General features: G+C 60.5%; 17 protein-coding genes. 11 read left to right on the top strand and 6 right to left on the bottom strand.

Annotated elements, in window-relative coordinates:
• Window positions 1-466: 466 nt before the first annotated feature.
• Window positions 467-1,411 (top strand): DUF2336 domain-containing protein, encoded by a 945-nt coding sequence (locus AAIH70_RS09000; RefSeq protein ID WP_132271911.1) that lies wholly within the window; start codon window positions 467-469, stop codon window positions 1,409-1,411.
• On the opposite strand, the gene AAIH70_RS08995 is transcribed toward AAIH70_RS09000, so the two are convergent.
• Entirely contained in the window at window positions 1,408-1,755 is a 348-nt protein-coding gene (locus tag AAIH70_RS08995; RefSeq protein WP_132271909.1) for a DUF1491 family protein, read from the bottom strand. The two genes, AAIH70_RS09000 and AAIH70_RS08995, sit on opposite strands and share 4 nt — an antisense overlap.
• Before the next feature lie 184 nt (window positions 1,756-1,939).
• Here AAIH70_RS08995 and AAIH70_RS08990 point away from each other — a divergent pair, with 184 nt between their 5' ends.
• Complete coding sequence (locus AAIH70_RS08990; RefSeq protein WP_132271907.1) at window positions 1,940-2,170, top strand: hypothetical protein; 231 nt, start codon at window positions 1,940-1,942, stop codon at window positions 2,168-2,170.
• Window positions 2,171-2,201: 31 nt separating this feature from the next.
• Here AAIH70_RS08990 and AAIH70_RS08985 read toward each other — a convergent pair whose 3' ends face one another.
• Together AAIH70_RS08985 and AAIH70_RS08980 are read right to left on the bottom strand one after the other, a co-directional pair.
• A complete protein-coding gene (locus tag AAIH70_RS08985) occupies window positions 2,202-3,233 on the bottom strand; it encodes a peptidoglycan-binding domain-containing protein (RefSeq protein WP_132271905.1) in 1,032 nt (343 codons plus the stop codon).
• Window positions 3,205-4,794, bottom strand: coding sequence for a sensor histidine kinase (locus AAIH70_RS08980; RefSeq protein ID WP_132271903.1), 1,590 nt, complete (start codon window positions 4,792-4,794; stop codon window positions 3,205-3,207). Before AAIH70_RS08980 ends, AAIH70_RS08985 begins: the two co-directional genes overlap by 29 nt.
• Before the next feature lie 465 nt (window positions 4,795-5,259).
• Here AAIH70_RS08980 and AAIH70_RS08975 point away from each other — a divergent pair, with 465 nt between their 5' ends.
• The 4 genes from AAIH70_RS08975 to AAIH70_RS08960 all read left to right on the top strand — a co-directional run bounded on the left by AAIH70_RS08975 (window position 5,260) and on the right by AAIH70_RS08960 (window position 7,683).
• Window positions 5,260-5,697, top strand: coding sequence for a DUF5330 domain-containing protein (locus tag AAIH70_RS08975; RefSeq protein ID WP_132271901.1), 438 nt, complete (start codon window positions 5,260-5,262; stop codon window positions 5,695-5,697).
• Window positions 5,698-5,942: 245 nt separating this feature from the next.
• Entirely contained in the window at window positions 5,943-6,650 is a 708-nt protein-coding gene (locus AAIH70_RS08970; protein WP_132271899.1) for a glutathione S-transferase N-terminal domain-containing protein, read from the top strand.
• 50 nt (window positions 6,651-6,700) lie between these two features.
• Window positions 6,701-7,159, top strand: a complete 459-nt coding sequence (locus AAIH70_RS08965; protein WP_132271897.1) for a GFA family protein — start codon at window positions 6,701-6,703, stop codon at window positions 7,157-7,159.
• Window positions 7,160-7,251: 92 nt separating this feature from the next.
• Window positions 7,252-7,683 (top strand): VOC family protein, encoded by a 432-nt coding sequence (locus AAIH70_RS08960; RefSeq protein WP_132271895.1) that lies wholly within the window; start codon window positions 7,252-7,254, stop codon window positions 7,681-7,683.
• Between the two features lie 42 nt (window positions 7,684-7,725).
• Here the strand turns inward: AAIH70_RS08960 and AAIH70_RS08955 are convergent, their stop codons facing one another.
• Complete coding sequence (locus AAIH70_RS08955) at window positions 7,726-9,066, bottom strand: D-alanyl-D-alanine carboxypeptidase family protein (protein ID WP_132272549.1); 1,341 nt, start codon at window positions 9,064-9,066, stop codon at window positions 7,726-7,728.
• A 339-nt stretch (window positions 9,067-9,405) separates the two neighbouring features.
• Here AAIH70_RS08955 and AAIH70_RS08950 point away from each other — a divergent pair, with 339 nt between their 5' ends.
• From AAIH70_RS08950 to AAIH70_RS08940, 3 genes are all read left to right on the top strand, one after another.
• A complete protein-coding gene (locus tag AAIH70_RS08950; protein WP_132271893.1) occupies window positions 9,406-9,900 on the top strand; it encodes an invasion associated locus B family protein in 495 nt (164 codons plus the stop codon).
• A 16-nt stretch (window positions 9,901-9,916) separates the two neighbouring features.
• Entirely contained in the window at window positions 9,917-10,531 is a 615-nt protein-coding gene (locus tag AAIH70_RS08945; RefSeq protein WP_132271891.1) for an SH3 domain-containing protein, read from the top strand.
• Between the two features lie 159 nt (window positions 10,532-10,690).
• Entirely contained in the window at window positions 10,691-11,614 is a 924-nt protein-coding gene (locus AAIH70_RS08940) for a bestrophin family protein (protein WP_132271889.1), read from the top strand.
• 11 nt (window positions 11,615-11,625) lie between these two features.
• Here AAIH70_RS08940 and glpK read toward each other — a convergent pair whose 3' ends face one another.
• The gene (gene glpK, locus AAIH70_RS08935) at window positions 11,626-13,131 is read right to left on the bottom strand and encodes a glycerol kinase GlpK (RefSeq protein WP_132271887.1); all 1,506 of its coding nucleotides are present in this window, start codon (window positions 13,129-13,131) and stop codon (window positions 11,626-11,628) included.
• 104 nt (window positions 13,132-13,235) lie between these two features.
• Window positions 13,236-13,526: a hypothetical protein gene (locus tag AAIH70_RS08930; RefSeq protein ID WP_430033861.1), complete on the bottom strand. Its 291-nt coding sequence runs from the start codon at window positions 13,524-13,526 to the stop codon at window positions 13,236-13,238.
• 237 nt (window positions 13,527-13,763) lie between these two features.
• Here AAIH70_RS08930 and AAIH70_RS08925 point away from each other — a divergent pair, with 237 nt between their 5' ends.
• Window positions 13,764-14,867 carry a methyl-accepting chemotaxis protein gene (locus tag AAIH70_RS08925; protein WP_132271883.1) on the top strand — a complete coding sequence of 368 codons (1,104 nt, stop codon included), beginning with the start codon at window positions 13,764-13,766 and terminating at the stop codon, window positions 14,865-14,867.
• A gap of 176 nt (window positions 14,868-15,043) precedes the next feature.
• The gene (locus AAIH70_RS08920) at window positions 15,044-15,889 is read left to right on the top strand and encodes a glycosyl transferase (protein ID WP_132271881.1); all 846 of its coding nucleotides are present in this window, start codon (window positions 15,044-15,046) and stop codon (window positions 15,887-15,889) included.
• Window positions 15,890-15,932: the final 43 nt, after the last annotated feature.

Here is a 15,932-nt window from a genome sequence, read left to right as displayed (position 1 = left end):
GCCTGCGATGAAATCGCCAACAACCCTTATATTTCGGGGCATGCACGTCAGTCTCGGCCTGGATGATTAACAATTCGCTAATGCTAATAAGCCACTTTATCCCTATTAAAAGTTGTGCCAGGCTTGCGCTAACGCAAGGCCCGCGAAGAAAACGCATGAGTGCCGCTTCGGTTCGGCTGACGAGAACAAAAATTCGGGAAAGCTGCAGAGAACCATTTGCCTGGTGACACAAACGACATTCCGTCCCGAAACCGGCCAGTCTTCACCGCTCATTAACCGTGATCTGCCTAAGCTTCTGCCTCATGGTGAGACAGGTGTTTGCGGCAGGGCCATGGCCCGCGGTCAAGCGATGTCTAAAGCCAGTCCTCCCGCCACGGGGCGCAAAACCCGGCGGTTTCGGTGTCAAAGTATTGCGTTGTTGGATTTATCCGTGGACCGGTTTCGGGAACTTGAAAGGCCGCAGGCCATGCGTAGGAAGGATGTGGTTCTCATGGCCACCGTGACGAGCTTCGAAGGGCTCGAGCGCCCGTCCAGGTCAGAGCTGCGCCAATTTGCCGAACTGTTCGAACCGCTGTTTGCCAATTCCAGCGAAGAGGCACGCCGCCAGGCAGTCGCCGCGCTGTCGCAGTCGGCCAACGTCCCCGCTGCCGTCGCCTTTTTTATCGCCAGCCAGCCGATCACGATCTCCGCTCCATTCATCGCCACGTCGAAATGTCTGGATGACCAGACCTTGATCACCATCGCCCGTACACAGGGTGCCGCCCATGTTCGCGCCATCGTGCGCCGCGAAAACCTTTCACCGACCGTGATCGATGCACTTGTCGGTTTGCGCCACGCACTCGACGACAGCAAGAGCGCAGCCGAAAAGCCAAAGGCGCCGGAAGCGCAGCGATCGCTGCTCGATGCCGCGCCTTCCGGCGATGACGAAGCCCTGCGCGAGCGTTTGCGCGCCATGGCAGCCCATGTGGTGCGGCCGGAAAGCGACCGGCTTGGCCTGCGCACGCTCACGGCCATGCAGGAAGCACTGCTGGTGCGGTTTGCCCGCAATCGCGAAGCCGAACTTTTTGCGGCCACGCTCGCCGACGCGCTGTCCGCCAGCCGCTGGCTTGCGGAGCGCATCATGCTCGACATTTCCGGACGACAGCTGGGAACCACGTTGAAAGCCATGGGCATGCCGCGCAACGAAGCCCTGCTGATCCTCGAGCGTCTTTACCGCCACCTCGATGAGCTGGAAGGCGACGTGCCGCAGTCAGAGGGGCTGTGGGACGGGCTGGATGCCGATGAATGCGGCCGCCGGGTGGAAGCCTGGGGCCGCGCCGATCGTTACACCTATGAGGATCGTAAGCTCGCTCAGGCGGCACCGGCCGAAGCCGCACCGACAACCGCACGCGCCAGCGGCGGTCGTCGCTAAGCTTCGTCGGGTTTCACGATCTCGAAGAGATCACCGATCTCGTCCAGCTCCAGTTCCACCACCCAGAGATCCGAGTCAAACCGGCTTTCGCGCCCCACAACCGCATCGACGGCGGACGGTTCAGCACGCGCCAACCGCGCCTCGAAGCGACGCATGCCATCGTCATCGCGGGCAAAGGTCTGAGGGGCCGGGCCATAGACGCTTTCCAGCCCATCGCGAAACCGCTGGCGGATGAAAATGGCACCCGCCGCCTCTGCACCCTTTTGCACGACGGCCGCAAATCCACCGGCAGAAAAGCCGCGACGGATCAGGGCGGAAACGAAAATGTCGGAACGGATACGCATCCGGCCTTCTTAACGCATTGCCTGCGCAAGCGGAACCCATTGAGGCAAAACGCGAAATGGAGCCGCCGTCCGCGGCATTTCATCAATTGTCAATATTACGTCCGGCATAGTCAGCCTGTTGCTACCATTCCGGCAGGCAGCAACGGCATGCAAGCATCCGAAAATGCCGGCACACGGGTCTGCAATGGCACAGTTCAAATACCAGAATTTTCTGCGCGAAAGTAACGTTCCGGCTTTCGACCGCGACTGGCAGCCCGGCCAGATCGTGGCCAATGGCGGCATCTATCGCTGCAAGACCTGCGGTGACGAAACCGCCGTTGGCAAGGGCGGCGCTCTGCCGGCAAATCATCATCGACACGATCTTCTCGGTGCCGTCGTCTGGCAGATGATCGTGTTTGCCCAGCAGCGCCCCTGATCGGCGCTCGGTGTAGAGCAAAAAGGCGCGCCTAAAGCGCGCCGATGGATTTCAGCTTCTTCAGAACGATCTCGTTCGGCTCACCGGTTTCCGGCAGCCGGTAATGGCGCTCGAAATGGCGGATTGCCGCCTTTGTCTGCGAGCCCGCCACACCATCCACCGACACATCCGTATAGGCGATATTGGCAAGACCGCGCTGGATCTGCTGCACCATATCCGGCGACGGAAGACCTGTGCCAGTGATCGGCGCGCGGTTATCGGCGGTGCGGATCGCGGCATTTTCAGGACGTGCGGAAGCGGGCGTCACTTTGGCCGGAATGGCGGCGGGCGTTTTGGAGCCGCCCTCGGCGGCGCGAATGGCAGCAGCGACAGGATCCTCGCCCTTGAGGTTTTCCGTCGGGCGCGGTTTGGGGACCGGGCGGCTCGCAAGCTGCGGCGCCACGGGTTCGCTCGGAGACGGCACCGCGTGCTGCGGCTGCGTTTCTGCAATCGGCGGCGTCGCCTGCGGTTCTGCCCGCAAAGCAGTGAGGATTTCAGCAGTCGGCGCACCGCTCTGCGGCAGACCGGCCGTCTGTTCGAAAAACAGGATTGCCGCTTCCGTGCGCGTTCCGATCACGCCATCGGCTGCACCATCATAGAGGCCCCGGCGCGTCAGTTCGCGCTGGATGTCGGCAACGAGCGGGTTCGGCTGTGCGGTTGCGCCAGGTGCTGTCGGCGTTGCCGTGACCAGCTTGCTGTCATCGGCACGCTCGATACGAAACGTGGTGACATCGGCAGGCGGCTGCGGCCGTGCAAGACGATAGCCCGGAATACCGTTCGGATCCTCGACGTCGCGGGTGCGCAGGAAAGGTGACGGATGGCCGCCGGGCTGGTACCAGAGCGCATTGGCGGAAACGAAGCCGAAAATGATGGCAAAGCAGGCGCCGCCACCGATCACGCGTGGATAACGCGCAGCAAAGCTGCCCACCATATAGATGGCCTGAATGAAGAGAGCCGGCTGCCTGCCTTTGGCCTTGGCCGAGCCCTTCTTGCGATCAGGCGATTTTCGCTTCGGCGCGTTCATCCGCAAAGTCCTGTGCCTGAATATCTGTCTGGTCGGTTTTTACCGAATTGATCTTGTCATGAGCAAGGAGACGCTGGTTTTCCACAGCCGAAGTCAGGCGCGGCGGAAATTCGAAGGCGATATCGGCGGCAGCTTCCGCATCGACGACACCGGTGCCATCAGCTGGCAGCACGATCGTCACAACGGTGCCGACGCCCGGATGGCTTGCCATCGCGAACTTGCCGCCATGCAGCGCCACAAGCCCCTTGACCAGAGACAGGCCAAGACCCGTGCCCTCGTGCGAGCGGACATAATGATCCTGCACCTGCACGAAAGGCTGGCCGATCTGGCCGAGCTTGTCGGCGGCGATGCCGATACCGGTATCGCTGACGGTGAGGACGAGATCGTTGCCGGCAAGGGTCGCATCGATGGAGACGACACCATTGGCATCGGTGAACTTGATGGCATTGCTGACCAGATTGATCAGCACCTGCTGCAATGCGCGACGATCGGCTGTGACTTCGCCAAGATCGCGCTGGATGCGGGTCGTCAGCGTCACGCCCTTTTCACGCGCCTGCAGGTCGAGCATGGCGCGGCAGGCCTCGACGGCATCGCCGATGAGGAAGGGTTCGGTCATCAGCTCGTAACGGCCGGCCTCGATCTTGCTCATGTCGAGCATGGTGTTGACCACCGAAAGCAGATGCGCACCCGACTGGCGGATCAGGCCGACATATTCGCGCTGGCGATCATTGGCGAGCTTGCCGAAATATTCGCCGGCCAGCACGTCGGAGAACCCGAGAATGGCGTTGAGCGGCGTGCGCAGCTCATGGCTGACGGCGGCCAGGAAACGCGACTTGGCTTCATGTGCCGAGCGCACTTCTTCGGCACCGAGCCGAATTTCCTCGCGCAGCTTCATCTCTTCGGAAATGTCACGCAGCTGCACGAAGACGGCAGCGAGGTCGCCGAGATCATTGCGCACAGCGCTCATGTCCAGTCGCGACGACATGAACTGGCGACCCGTTTCGGGATCGACCGGGCGTTCGATACGGGCGTCGACGATAGCGCTTTGCGCACCGAGCCTCAGCGCATCGAATGCCTGAACGACAGCGATGCGATCGGATACATGGACGATATCGGAGAGCGTCAGGCCGACCGGCTCGATCAGCATTGATGGCATGCGGCTGCGTTCGCGCCCACCGGCGCGCTGGATGCGACCGGAAGCATCCGCATAAAGCGCAAGACCGGGGCAGGCATCGAACATGATCCTGTCGATATCCATCACCGGCGCATCCATACGGTCGGCACGCGAACGCGGCAGGGCGATGACCGCCGTTGCCAGCGCCAGAAAGAAGGACAGGACGATTGCCACGCCAAGCGGCAGCGCCAGCGACGGCGCCATGACGGTGACGAGCAGAAGCGGCACGATGACAAAGGAAGGCAGTGCCGCAAAGGCAAGGCAACGCAATGCGACAACCTCGCCCGCACGGGCTCCATCCCCCTCGCCGAGATGCTGTAGCCAGCGAACCGCGGTATGGTCGACTGTCGCGACCACCCTCAAGCCGATGTTACTCAATACACGCACGCCCGGACCCAAAAATTCACGGTTTTCATGACACCGACAATAGGCGTCGGCGGCTTAAGGAAAGGATAAAAATGGCCTGCCTGCGCTATCCGGCGAGGCCCAAACATGACTTTCCGACGCTTTTTGAGGGTACTTTTCCCAACATGGTTAACGCGGCGTAAGCGACGGATTTGCCTGAATTTTCCGGTTCGCGTTAATAATTTGGGCAGCGCATTCGCCTGTTAACACTCGTGACTTTGGGCTCGCCCGCCATAAATATGCTTAACAGAGGTCGCTAAAGTTTGACGCAAACAAGCATCGAATGTGTGTCGAATACGCACAGGCATTTGAAAAGATAAAATTCGATACAAATTTTGCGAAAATTCGCGGCTCTGCCATAAGCCGGCATTCGGGGATGGCGCCTAAGGTGAGCGTCAGAACCGGGCAAGAACCGGCAGCCGACAACAGGGCGAAACGGGTAATAATATGTGGTTTTTGATCAAGGGTAGCGCTTATTTCGGTCTCGGCCTCGTTGCCCTGTCCTATTTCAGCGCCCATAGCGACGAGGCAAACGGCCCGCAGCCGTTCGAAATGGGCAGCGCCATTGCCGCCGCAACCGGCGCCTATGACTATGTATCCTCGCTGTGCATCGAAAAGCCGGATGTCTGCGTCAAGGGTGCCGAAACTTTCACGGCACTCGGTTACCGCGCCAAGGAAGGCGCACGCGTCGCTTACGAGCTGCTCGACAAGAGCCTTGCCGACGACGACACCAAGACCGCTGCAAACGATGCCATCATCGCGAACCCTACACCGCAGCCGATGCCGCAGAAAGTCGCCGCTGTCGGCGAAGCGCAGCCGGCCGACCAGATCTTTACCGGCACCGTCATCAACATCCCGGTACCGATGCGACGACCGCAACTCTGAAGAATTTTGCCGCACGATTCCGCGCGGCCTGATGACCGCGTCACGGCCTGCCTTGCCCGTGACACGAAAATACCGACTGCAACCCTGTTGACGCCGCAAGCTCCCTGTCTTGCGGCGTTTTTTTGTGCGTCGTTCAAATGGAAAATGTTTGATCAGGCAATGCACGAGTGATCTTCTGCGCATTACGCGGCAGGACAAAGCGTGAGTCCCGCCGTCTGCGAAGCCAATAACGCATGAGGAAACCCATGGCCGATCTGTCCGCATTTCCAATCACCCGAAAATGGCCCGCGCAGGATCCGAACATCCTGCAACTCTATTCGACACCGACGCCGAACGGCGTGAAAGTGTCGATCATGCTGGAAGAGACGGGCCTGCCCTACGAGCCGCATTTCATCAATATCGGCGCAGATGAAACCTGGGGACCGGAATATCTGGGGCTCAACCCGAACGGCAAGATCCCGGCAATCCTCGATCCCGATGGCCCGAACGGCGCGCCGCTCGCCCTGTTCGAATCGGGCGCCATCCTGATCTATCTCGCCGAAAAGACCGGCAAGCTTCTGCCCGTCGATCCGGCGAAGCGTTACGAGACCATCCAGTGGGTGATGTTCCAGATGGGCGGGCTCGGGCCGATGTTCGGCCAGCTCGGTTTCTTCCACAAATTCGCCGGCAAGGATTTTGAAGACAAACGCCCGCGTGACCGTTACGCCAAGGAAAGCGCCCGCCTGATCCGCGTGCTCGAAACCCGGCTGGAGGGCCGCGACTGGATCATGGGCGACGAATACACCATCGCCGACATTTCCATGCTCGGCTGGGTGCGCAACCTGATTGGCTTCTACGGTGCCGGTGAACTTGTGCAGTATGACGAACTGAAGACCGTGCCCAAATGGCTGGAACGCGGCCTTGCCCGGCCGGCAGTCGAGCGCGGTCTGGATATTCCCAAACGCCCCGCCTGACTTCAGGCAATGAACGCGCTATCTCCCTGATATAGACAAGGGAGATAGCCATGCCGATGCCAAACCTGCCGATCGAAGGGTCCTGCCGCTGTGGCGAGGTGCGCCTGAAGATCAGCGCGCCGCCGATGATTACCATGGCCTGCCATTGCCGCGGCTGCCAGAAGATGAGCGCCAGCGCCTTTTCCTGTTCGGCGGCCATCCCTTCCAGCGGCTTCGAGATCACGGCGGGCGAGCCGGTGATCGGCGGCGCCCATGGCGACGATACCCGCCACTATCATTGTCCGCGCTGCAAGAGCTGGCTTTTCACGAAGCCGGTCGGCATGGACTGGTTCGTCAACATTCGCCCGACCATGCTGGACGATGCCTCCTGGTTCGCACCTTATATCGAAACCTATACCTCGACGAAATTTCCATGGGCCGAGACCGGTGCCGTCCGCAGCTTTGCAGAATTTCCGCCGATGGATGCCTATGAGGCGCTGACGAAGGATTTTGCGCAGTGGGCACCTTAAAAAATGTTGTGCCGACTGTCGGCTTACCGCTTCCCACTGCGTCCTAAAGATATCCCGGCGAAACGGGAGGCCATGGCAAGGAGGATCAGGACATGGAAAACGCAATCGAACAAGGCACAGGCGAACAGCAGCCGGCACCCGTCAAGGGCGGCATCGTTGCCTATCTGCAGGTGGACGGCGCCATGAAGGCGGCCGAAGTCTATGGCAAGGCGCTCGGTGCCGAACTTGCCGGCGCGCATCCGCCGGATGAACAAGGCCGCACCATGCATGTGCATGTCTATATCAACGGCTCATCGCTGATGCTGAGCGATCCTTACCCGGACTATGGCTATGCGCTGGAAAAACCGCAGGCGTTTACGGTCATGCTGCCGGTTCAGGATATCGATTTCTGGTGGAAACGGGCCGTCGATGGCGGCTTTGCCGTCGTCACCGAATTGCAGGTGATGTTCTGGGGCGACCGTTACGGCCAGTTGCGTGACCCGTTCGGCGTGCTCTGGGCCATGAACGAGCCGGTCAAAAAGTGAAAGCCATGCGAGGGAGTGAAGCTGAGAGCTGCTCCCTCCCCGTCAGCCGGCTCCCTGAAGCACGAAACATTCCACCGCATATTGCTGCAGGGCGCTGCAGGCTGCCATTGCGCCCCGGCGATCACCAAAACCCACCAGCTGCGCACGGAACATCGCCGCGCCTGACGTGCTGGTGGCCTCGTTGATCAGAGGCGCAACGGCGCCAAAATGATCGGCGAGGATGGCCTGCGCACGGGTCAGAAGCCGCGATGCCGTGCTGCGGCTGCCGGCAGCGGCAATCTGCACCCGCCAGCCGTTCGGATCGGCAGAGGCAACGGCCGCCCCCGGCGTCGATGGTGCGATGGCCGCGATACCGTCCTGCGCGCTCGAGCGTGCATTCGCTTCCAGAGCCAGAGTCGGCACAGGCGCCGCGCGCGAAACACCCGGCAGGCTTGAGACCGATTTTCCGGCCAGTTTCGTCTGCGCCATAACCTCGGTGGTCGCAGGATCGCGGAACGGTTTTGGCACGTTTGCCGGAGCAGCCGCGACGACACCGGCGCCAGAACGCTTGGCATCCGCACCGGCCACCAGCGTTTCGCGGCCAAGCGCACGGTCAAGCAATGCTTCCATCTGCGCATCGCGGCTACGGGCGGTCTTGCCACCCATCACGACGCCGATGATGCGGCGGCCGTTCTCGTTGACCGCGCTGACGAGGTTGAAACCGGAGGCATCGACATAACCCGTCTTGACGCCATCCATGCCGGCGTAGCGATACATCAGGTTGTTATGTCCACGGATGGTGCGGCCGCGAAAATTGAAAGAGCGCTCGGAAAAGATGCGGTATTCCTGCGGATAGTCACGGATCAGCGCCGCCGCCAGCACGGCCATGTCGCGCGCTGTCGTCACCTGCGCCGCATCGGGCAGGCCCGAGGCATTGCGGAAAACGGTGCTGCGCATGCCGAGCGCCCGTGCCTTCAGCGTCATCATGCGGGCAAAGTTTTCTTCGCTGCCGCCGAGATGATCGCCGATCGCCTGGGCGGAATCGTTGGCGGAGCGGATGGCGGTGGCATAAACGGCTTCACGCACCGTGAGTGGCTTGCCGGCCCCGATCCCCAGTTTGTAAGGGATCTTTTCCGCTGCATTCGGGGTCATGATGATCTGCTGGTCCCAGGAGAGACGCCCCTGCCCGATCGCCTCGAAGGCGAGATAGAGCGTCATCATCTTGGTCAGCGATGCCGGGTGATTGAGGACATCGGCATTTTCCGCCGCAAACACTTCACCGGAATTGGCATCGACGATGAAATGCGCGTAACCGGCGCGCGCGGCATTGGCGGACATGCTGAGCGCCACGAAAAGCAGGCCGGCAACAATATGGAAAAGGCGGCTGCGGGCCACGGAAATCATGCGCATTATCGTCCCATCGATGCGTTCGGGCCGCGCATAATATGCACAACCGACCAGACCCAGCCCATGGCGGGAGACACTATCCTCTCGGCAATGGTGGATGCAATCACCTTTGCCATTTGTCCCCGCCTTAGCATTGCGTGTTTAACGACACGCCTATTGCGATGCCTCTATGGCCAACAAACGGCGGTATTGCGGCGACTTCACGGCTTCGTGAGGCTCCTTGAACAGCAGAAAGATAAGATTTTAACTAATGAGTAACCCGGCCCGCCTTTGATCGGGCCTCGCCGGCCGGTCTGTCCAGACCTTTATGCCAACACCAATCGTCAGGGACATCCGATGCTCGTCAAGTCCATTTCCGCTGCAGTTTCCATCACCCTTCTCGCCGCTGCCGCTGCGCAGGCACAGCCCGCCCGCGTCAAGCAGTTCGACGCATGGGGCGTCTATTCCTATGAGAGCGGCGGCCAGAAACATTGTTACGCACTCAGCGTACCCACCTCCTCGCAGCCCGCCTCCGTCAATCACGGCGACAATTTCTTCATCGTCGCGCCACAGAACGGCGGCGCCGTCATGCCGCAGGCGATCATGGGTTACGATCTGCGCTCGACCTCCGATGTCACCGTCAATATCGACGGCAACAGTTTTGACATGCAGCCCAAGGACAATGCTGCCTGGGTGCGCAACAAGGATCGCGAACCGGCCATGGTCACCGCCATGCGCGGCGGCAGCAGCATGAGCCTCAACGCCACATCGGCGCGCGGCACCAACACGCAATATTCCTATTCGCTCTCCGGCGTCACCGCCGCGCTTAACGAAGCCAACCGCTGCAATTGACGTGACGAACGCGCCGATGCGGCCGCGACACAAACACCCGACCGGAAAAAAACGCGGGAAAGGCCATGGCACACTTGCCGTGGCTTTTTCGGCTGTTCTGGTCGGCGTGGCGCTGGCGGCGGCTTTTATTGCTCCCGCAAGCGTCAGCGATCCCGTGGAGGCGGCTCCCGCATTTAATGCCGGCTGGAAGAAAGGCCGGGAAACCGGTTTTCCGGTGCCGCGATACGTGTCGCTGAAATTCGCCAATTCGCGCATGCGTGTCGGCCCCTCGACCGACTATGGCAGCCGCTGGGTCTACAAGGCGCAAGGCCTGCCGATGGAGATCACCGAGGAATTCGGCAACTGGCGGCAGGTGCGCGATTATGACGGCATAAGCGGCTGGATGTACGCCCCGCTTCTGTCCGGCCGCCGCACGGCAGTCATCGGGCCGTGGATCGAAACGACGGTGCCGCTCCATCGCTCAGCCTCCAGTCGGGCGACGATCCTTGCCGATCTGGAAGCCAAGGTGCGCATGTCAATCAACGAGTGCGATGGCCACTGGTGCGAGGTGTCATTGATCGGGCACAATCTCAAGGGCTATGTCGAACAGGCCTCGCTCTGGGGCGTTTATCCGGGCGAGACGATCAAGTAGTCGGCCCGAACAGCCGCGACTGACCGCTTGCTTCAATACGCCGCAGCCATCTGTCGACAAGGCGATGAAATTCGGCCGGCATTGAGCCTATAGGGACAGGCATTCCTTGACGATTCGCAAGGATACCCATCCTCATGCCATTGCCTGTCGAGCTTTCCGATGATCGTCCGTCCCCGCCCTTCCCTTTTCAAACTGTTCTTCATTGTCAAAGGCTCGATCATCATGCGGATCCTGCCGCAGATGCTGTTCGTCTTTGCCGTCTCAACCATCGTTGTCGCCGGTCATCGTGATCTGCCATGGCTGGTGCCCGGTTCGCTTGGCGCACCGTTCGCGCTGTTCGGCATCGCCATTTCCGTCTTTCTCGGCTTTCGCAACAATGCCTGTTACGACCGCTGGTGGGAGGCGCGCAAATGCTGGGGCCAGCTGATCTATGCGGCCCGAGGGCTCGCCCGGCAGTCGGTCATGCTGGCGGAACTGCATGGCGAGCGCGGCGAGACGGCACGCCGCTCGCTGATCGACCTGACGATCGCGCTGCCGCATGTTCTGGTCGGTTATCTGCGCCCGGATGGGCAGCAGACCGTGACGCCGGTTCTGCCGGAAGACATCCGCACCGCCATCATCGCCTCTAAAATGCCGGCGGAAGTGGTGCTGAACCAGATTTCACGGCAACTGGCCATCCTGCGCCGCGACGACATGCTGACCGATATGCAGCTGAAAATGCTGGATGAAAACGTTCAGCAGATGGGCATCGCGGTCGCCAATTGCGAGCGTATCCGCTTCACGCCGCTGCCCTTCGGTTACACGTTGCTGCTGCACCGCACGGCGCATCTTTTCTGTTTTCTGCTGCCCTTCGGTTTTTCAGACCTGCTGGGCTGGGGCATGCCGTTTGTGACGGTGCTGATCGCCTACACATTCTTCGGCCTCGACGCTCTGGGTGACGAGCTGGAGGAACCGTTCGGGCTTGGACCGAACGACCTGCCGATCACGACGCTTGCCGCCGTCATCGAACACAATCTGCGCGAGGCCCTGGGCGAAACCGACCTGCCGCCTTTGCCGCAGCCGGTCGATTACGTTCTCACCTGAAATCCGAAGCGTCAGGCGCGACTTAAAGTGCGCCTGACGGCATCTTTCCACCCCGCCAGACGCGCCTTGCGGGTCTTCGCATCCATCTCCGGCTCGAACCGCCGTTCACGCGCCCAGGTCTTGGCAAAGGTTTTACGATCCGGCCACAGACCGACGCGACTGGCGGCAAGCCAGGCAGCACCGAGTGCGGTCGTCTCCAGAATGGTCGGCCTGTCCACCGGCGCATCGATGAGATCGGCCAGCCGCTGCATCGTCCAGTCGGAGGCAACCATGCCGCCATCGACGCGCAGAACGGTTTCCTCGCCCGATGCGGAGCGCCAGTCCTTGTGCATGGCATCGAGCAGATCCCGGGTCTGAAAGCAGACGGCTTCGAGTGCTGCGGCGGCAAACTCCGCCGGGCCGGTGCTGCGGGTCAGGCCATACATCGCACCGCGTGCATCCGCATCCCAATGCGGCGCACCAAGACCGGTAAAGGCCGGCACGAGGTAAACCTCCTGCTGCGGATCGGCCTTGGCCGCGAGTTCACCGGTGCGGGACGCCTTGTCGACGATGCCCAGACCATCGCGCAGCCATTGCACGGCGGCGCCGGCGATGAAGATAGACCCTTCCAGCGCATAGATCGTCTTGCCATCGAGGCGATAGGCGATTGTCGTCAGCAGCCGGTTTTTCGAGCGTACCATCTGGGTGCCGGTGTTGAGGACGGCAAAACAACCGGTGCCATAGGTGGATTTGACCATGCCCGGTTCGAAACAGGCCTGACCGATCACCGCCGCCTGCTGATCGCCGGCCACACCGAGGATCGGGATTTCGGCGCCCAGAAGCGCCTCTTCGGTGATGCCGAAATCGGCGGCGCAATCCTTCACCTCCGGCAGCATGACGGCGGGAATTTTCAGGATATCGAGAAGTGTCTTGTCCCAGCGGTTGTCGGCGATGTTGTAGATCAGTGTGCGCGACGCATTGGTGGCATCGGTGACAAAACTTTTAGCCCCGGTCAGCCGCCAGATCAGAAACGTATCGATGGTGCCGAAGCAGAGTTCGCCCTTTTCCGCCTTTGCCCGCGCGCCTTTGACGTTGGACAGCAGCCAGGACAGTTTTGTGCCGGAAAAATAGGGATCGAGAATGAGGCCGGTGCGGCGGACGAATTTCTTCTCCAGCCCCTTGGCCTTCAGCTTTTCGCAATCGCGCGCCGTGCGGCGATCCTGCCAGACGATGGCATTGTGGATCGGCTTGCCGGTTTCCCGGTCCCAGACGACAACGGTTTCACGCTGGTTGGTGATGCCGATGGCGGCGATCTCGCCGGCCTTGATCTTGGCATTGGCGATCGCCCTGCGGATCGTCGACAGCACGCTTGACCAGATGTCTTCAGGATCGTGTTCGACCCAGCCGGATTTCGGAAAGAATTGCGGAAACTCCTCCTGGGCAAAACCGGCGATCTTCATGTCCTTGTCGAACACGATCGCCCGTGTCGACGTCGTGCCCTGGTCGATCGCCAGAACATAACCCTTGGCAGCCGCCATGTCGCTCCTCCTCAAGCCCGAAATGACCGGACATGGTTTGAGCAGAAGCAAATGACGCCTGTCAACCATCGGTCGGCAGGCGTCACAGATCAAATCCGGTGGCGTTACTCGGCGGCGATACGCGGCGGCTCATCGCGACCGGCATCATGGCGCGGAGCAACGTCCGGCGCCGGCTGCGGTACCGGTGGTAACCAGCGCATCGGCAATCGCGGGAACATCACGAACAGGACCGTGACGAGCAGCGAGAAAATCGACATCTTTTTATTGTAAGCGGTATCGCGTGTAAAATCGTCTGCGGTGGCTGCATGGTTCATGTCATCGGCCTCTTTCATGGGCGTTCCTCCAATGGAAAGCACCATAGACGGGCAAACTTGATGGCCGCTGAAAATGATCATTCGAAATTTAACATTCGCAACTGTTGCGCTTAATATTTTCACAACTCGCGCGATTATGACTCATCATCGGCTTCCATCAGAAAGACCTGAACTGATCTCAAAATAATCAATATGCCCAATGAATTAGCATGAAAAATACTTGGACTTCGGGAGCATCGTTAATACTTCTACAATCTTGCAATGCTTAAATGTGCCAAACTGTCACGTTTCATTTTCAGCCACTTTCGGATATTCGCGATGATTCCTGTTGAAGCCCATGCGCATGAGAAGCAGGCCGCCACACCACGTTCGGTCCGTCTGGTGACGGAAGCGATCGGTACGGATCTGGAGCGGTTCAGTGCCGACAATACCCATGTGGTCAGGCAAATCCGGCTTCTGGCCATCAACGCCCTGATCGAAGCGGCTCGCGCCGGCGAAATGGGCAAGGGATTTGCCGTCGTCGCCAACGAAGTGCAGCGACTGGCGCAGGTAGCATCCGACATTGCGGCCAAGTTCGAAAGTAATGTCGTCAGCCGCATCGGCCTCAGTCGCCAGATGGCAGATGCGCTTGTGAACGAAATGGAAGGTGTGCGGCTGACCGATCTGGCACAAACACTGGTGCAGCTGATCGTTCGTAACCTTTTCGAACGCACTGCCGATGTGCGCTGGTGGGCGACCGATACGGCACTCTGGCAGGCGTTGGCGGAACCGACCCCGCAAAGCCTTGCCTTTGCCAGTGAGCGTCTTGGCGTCATCAACCGCTTTTACACCGTCTATCTCGATCTTGTCGTGACCGACCTCTCCGGCAAGGTCATTGCCTCGGCCAATCCGCGCTTCCAGCGCAAGGTGATCAACCGGCCACTCGCGGGCGATCCGTGGTTCGAAGCCGCCCGCCGCACCAAATCCGGCGATGACTACATCGTCGATACCGTCAAGCCGAGCGCCTTGCATGACGAACAGAACGCACTGGTTTATGCGACCGGCATACGCGAGGGCGGCAAGGTGGATGGTGCATTGCTCGGCACACTCGGCGTCTATTTCGACTGGAAAAACCAGGGCCAGGCAATCGTCGAGAAGGAAGCCAACCTGCCGCCGCAGATCGCCTCACGCACGAAGGTGATGCTGCTCGATGGCGAGAGCCGGGTCATCGCCAGCACCGATCCGGCACTGATGTTCACGCACTTCGTTCTGGCTGGCCAGCACGGTCAGGCGTCCGGCAGCTATTACGACAATAGCGGCTCCATCGTCGCCTATGCGAAAACGCTGGGTTACGAGGACTATGACGGCCTCGGCTGGCATGGGGTCGTGGTGCAGCAGACGGAAAACGACGAGGCGATCCGCGAAGCGCTCGACATTCGTTGAGGCCCGACAGACGCGCGAGGCGCCAGTGGCTTCGCAACAATACGCCATCTAAATTCATCTCTCACGCCTTGCGTGCGTGCCAACGCCTCATTAAGTAGGCCGGCAGCGCGCCTCCCTGCTCTTGGCGGTGCCGACGTCGCATGGACGCGGAACCGACGATGAAAGACCGTTTTTAGATGACCAACAATGTTCTGGCTGCTACCTCGGGCACCAAGCAAATAATTTGCATTAACTGGGGCATGACTTACGGGCCTGAATTTATCAATCGCCTTTACGCGATGGTAAAACGCAACATCACACCGCCCTTCACATTCACGTGCTTCAGCGACATCCAGACCGGTCTCAATCCGGAGATCCGCTGCGAAGACCTGCCGCCGCTGCCCATCGAGAAATTGCCTGAGCGCACGCTCGGCATCTGGGGCAAATCCCGGCTTTGGTATCCGCAACTCGGCTCCCTGACCGGGCCTGTCCTCTTCCTGGACCTCGACATCGTCATCGTCGGCTCTCTCGACGTGTTCTTCGAAGTCGGCGATGCCGACGACGTCGTCATGGCACGCAACCAGACGACCCCGTTCGAGCGACTGGGACAATCGTCGGTGCTGCGTTTCCCGATAGGTAAACTGGCGCCACTGCTGGACATATTGCGCGCGGACCCGCAGGGCGTCGCCGACAAATACAGGTTCGAGCAGCGCTTCGTGACCCGCAATGCGCCCGGTGGGGTAAAATTGTTCCCGCGCAACGCCGTCCTGCATTTCCGCCAGGATTGCCGCCGGCCATTTCCTCTGAACTACATCCTGGCGCCAAAACTGCCGCCGAAGGCGCGGGTCGTGCTTTTCCCGCGTGGTCTGCATCCCGAACATGCGGCGGAAGGTCGTTTCGGTGGGGAAAATGCGCCACGCTCGCCGCTAGCGCATCTGCGGGGGCTGTTCGACAGCCGCATTCGCGGCAGCCAGCGCGCGTTTCGTTATCTGCGGCACTACATCTTGCCGACGCCCTGGATCAAGGACCATTGGTACGAATGACCTCGTACCTGATGGCCACTCCGCTCATGCATTGCCTGACGAA

It is taken from the genome of Neorhizobium sp. BT27B (genome assembly GCF_050455485.1).
GTDB lineage: Bacteria > Pseudomonadota > Alphaproteobacteria > Rhizobiales > Rhizobiaceae > Neorhizobium.
Note: the sequence above shows the minus strand (reverse complement) of the source record. Positions and strands in the feature narration are given on the sequence as shown.